Raw genomic sequence first — 3,404 nt, forward strand, 5'->3', positions numbered from 1 at the left:
CAGAGGTTGGTGTCGACGGACTTATTATCCCCGATTTACCTGTGGATGTCTATGATGACCAGTACAAATCCCTATTTGAAAAGTATGGCATTATCAATGTATTTTTAATTACACCACAAACGCCTGATGAACGGGTACGCTATATTGATTCCATATCCAATGGCTTTATCTATATGGTAAGCAGCGCCAGTGTTACAGGAAGCAGCTCTGGATTTGGAAATCAACAAACAGATTATTTCAAGCGTATTGCCGATATGAACTTGAAAAATCCCCAAGTAATCGGTTTTGGGATTTCTGACCATGAAACTTTTACACAGGCTACCAAATATGCCAAAGGCGCTATTATAGGCAGTGCATTTATTAAGCATCTAAATACGGAAGGCACGGGCAAAATAAACAGTTATATCGACCAATTTTTAAAGCCGTAAAACCATTGAAGGGCAACCTCCGCCCTAAACTTTAAGACAATCTTAATAAAAATCACGGCGATTTTCCGTAACTTCTCGTTTCATAAAAATGAAGCGGAAATCATGAGAGTCATCGAGAAAAAAACTATAAAGAATAATATATCTAAAATTTAATTTTCACGTATTTCAAAAAGAAACCTATTCATATCTTTACGAGTAGGTTTCTTTTTGGTTTATGAATTTCATCAAAAACATATTTAACCCCTATAAAACAATTCTAATTAAATCAACCATATGCCCTTAAACATTGTACTAATCGAACCCGAAATCCCAAATAATACCGGTAATATTGGCCGATTGGCCCTAGCTTCTGGTTCCCATTTGCATTTGGTAAAACCTTTCGGATTTGAAATCACTGATGCACGACTTAAACGCGCCGGACTGGATTATTGGCCACATGTCCATATTACCACCTATGAAAATGCAGCCGAGTTTTTCGAACAGCATCAAGACAAGAAAATGGCTTTTTTATCCAGTCATGGCGATAAGGATTATTGGGATATTCCTTTTGAAGAGAATCTCTTTTTGGTATTCGGAAAGGAATCGGTTGGCTTATCCAAAGACATTATTGAAGCACATAAAGAACAGTTGTATAAAATCCCATTGTTCAGTGACCATGTACGCAGTTTAAACCTTGCCAATGCAGTTGCCATTGTCGCTTATGAAGGCATCAAAGCCTTAAAATAGTATTTTTAAAATTGATAATCTCTCTGATTATCGCTACTCAAAAGATCAACAAAAATTGAATGACACCATGGAAGACATTGATAATATCGAATTAAAATATTTAAACCTGGAAGATTACCAGGAGCTTAAGGAGGCCATGATTGCGTCCTATACCACTATGCCAGATGCTTTCTGGCGCGAAGGTCAAATTAAGAAACTGATCGATAAATTTCCCGAAGGCCAAGTGGTCATTAAAATCAATGGGCATATTGCAGGATGCGCCTTAAGCATCATTGTGGATTATAACACATTTGAGGACAACCATACCTATAAAGACATTACTGGCGATTACACTTTTAGCACGCATACCAATGATGGAGATGTCATTTATGGCATTGATGTGTTTATCAAACCAGAGTATAGAGGTTTGCGTTTGGGCCGCCGACTATACGATTACCGAAAAGAATTGTGCGAACGTTTAAACTTAAGAGGTCTGGCCTTTGGTGGCCGTATTCCCAACTATCATAAATATGCCGACAAGTTATCGCCTAAAGAATATATCGACAAGGTACGTCGTAAGGAAATCCATGATCCGGTGCTTAACTTTCAAATCTCCAATGATTTTCATCCCACCAGAATTCTAAAAAATTATTTGGAAGGTGATGCGTCATCTAAGGATTATGCCGTGCTGTTGGAATGGGACAATATCTATTACGAGAAAAAGTCAAAAAAAGCCACAGCTATCAAAAAGATTGTCCGTTTAGGCTTGGTACAATGGCAAATGCGATTGTATAAAGATATGGACGAAATGATGCAGCAAGCAGAGTTTTTTATTGATTCCGTTTCAGGATATCGCAGTGATTTTGCTTTGTTTCCAGAATTTTTCAATGCGCCTTTAATGGCAGGAACCAATCATTTATCGACCGCTGAAGCCATCCGGGAATTGGCAAAACATACCGAAGAAATGGTACAACGATTTTCAAAATTGGCCATTTCGTATAACATCAACATCATTACCGGCAGTATGCCTGAGATGGTCGACAATAAACTTTATAATGTGGGGTATTTATGTCGACGTGATGGGAGTACCGAACGTTTTGAAAAACTGCACATCACGCCAGATGAAGCCAAAGTATGGGGCATGGTCGGTGGCAAAAAACTCCAAACATTTGATACAGATTGTGGCAAAATAGGCGTGCTCATTTGCTATGATGTTGAGTTTCCTGAATTGAGCCGAATCTTGGCCGATGAAGGTATGGACATCCTATTCGTACCGTTTTTAACCGATACCCAAAACGGGTTTTCGCGTGTGCGCCATTGTGCACAGGCGAGAGCCATTGAAAATGAATGTTATGTTGCCATAGCAGGAAGTGTGGGCAATTTGCCAAATGTTGAAAACATGGACATTCAATACGCACAATCTATGGTATTTACACCTTGTGACTTTGCCTTTCCAACTAACGGAATCAAGGCAGAAGCTACACCAAACGCTGAAATGATCCTAATTGCGGATGTGGATATTGACCTTTTAAGAGAGTTGAACCAATTTGGAAGTGTCAGAAATTTAAAGGATCGCAGAACAGATTTATTTGAATTAAAAAAGAAATAACTATGACCTATCATATCATTATTAACAGTGTTAAAACTGTTGAAGAATTTAAAGAGGCATGGACCAATGCCGATTATATCGAACTTCTGGAACGCTTCGGGTTTCCAGATGGCAAAGACTCAAAACCTGAAGAACTGAAAGAACTTCTCTTTATGGCCATCTCTGATTTTGAAGGCCATGAAGCAGCAGCCATACTTTTAGATTATAAATTGTCCGAACATCTAAACGAAGGGCAAATCGACCAGATGTCGCATGACATGCTACTGGATAAGATATCAGAAGAATATCGCGATATTTCGTTGCACCATGAACTTTTTAATATCAATCAATTGCTATACAAAGCCTACAATGGCACATTTCCAAACGCAAAAGCTACCATCATTGAGTTTGAAATTTCTCCAAATAATGATGTGACCAAAGAAGTTGTTTTAAAAGTTCTTGAAAAAACCTTGGCCAATAACAACGTCATCAAACGGCTATACTCTGAACAATTGGCAGGAAAAGAAGCTTTTGATGAGGCTGAAGATATTGTTTGGGAATTAAAACCCACAGGAGACAATTCTTATATCATGACCACCTCCGAATATTGGATCAGTAGAGATGAGTTTAAGGATGCGGAATTTGATGCCGACATTGTGATTTTTGAGGAGGAAGAGGATTAG

The 3,404-nt window shown here is 38.4% G+C and carries 4 protein-coding genes; all 4 read left to right on the forward strand.

All coding sequences use genetic code 11. From position 1 onward, the window contains the following. A partial coding sequence (locus ABIQ28_RS10600) for a tryptophan synthase subunit alpha (protein ID WP_348037068.1) occupies window positions 1–428 on the forward strand: 428 nt, incomplete at its 5' end. Window positions 429–701: 273 nt separating this feature from the next. Continuing rightward, entirely contained in the window at window positions 702–1,154 is a 453-nt protein-coding gene (locus tag ABIQ28_RS10605) for a tRNA (cytidine(34)-2'-O)-methyltransferase (protein ID WP_348037070.1), read from the forward strand. Window positions 1,155–1,221: 67 nt separating this feature from the next. Further along, window positions 1,222–2,742 (forward strand): bifunctional GNAT family N-acetyltransferase/carbon-nitrogen hydrolase family protein, encoded by a 1,521-nt coding sequence (locus ABIQ28_RS10610; RefSeq protein WP_348037072.1) that lies wholly within the window; start codon window positions 1,222–1,224, stop codon window positions 2,740–2,742. Between the two features lie 2 nt (window positions 2,743–2,744). Then, complete coding sequence (locus ABIQ28_RS10615; RefSeq protein ID WP_348037074.1) at window positions 2,745–3,404, forward strand: hypothetical protein; 660 nt, start codon at window positions 2,745–2,747, stop codon at window positions 3,402–3,404.

The sequence above is a fragment of the Gelidibacter sp. genome, from assembly GCF_039916245.1.
Lineage (GTDB): Bacteria > Bacteroidota > Bacteroidia > Flavobacteriales > Flavobacteriaceae > Gelidibacter.

Coding starts and splice junctions, on each gene's coding strand:
- ABIQ28_RS10610 (WP_348037072.1), top strand. CDS start 1,222: ATGGAAGACATTGATAATATCGAATTAAAATATTTAAACCTGGAAGAT.
- ABIQ28_RS10615 (WP_348037074.1), top strand. CDS start 2,745: ATGACCTATCATATCATTATTAACAGTGTTAAAACTGTTGAAGAATTT.
- ABIQ28_RS10605 (WP_348037070.1), top strand. CDS start 702: ATGCCCTTAAACATTGTACTAATCGAACCCGAAATCCCAAATAATACC.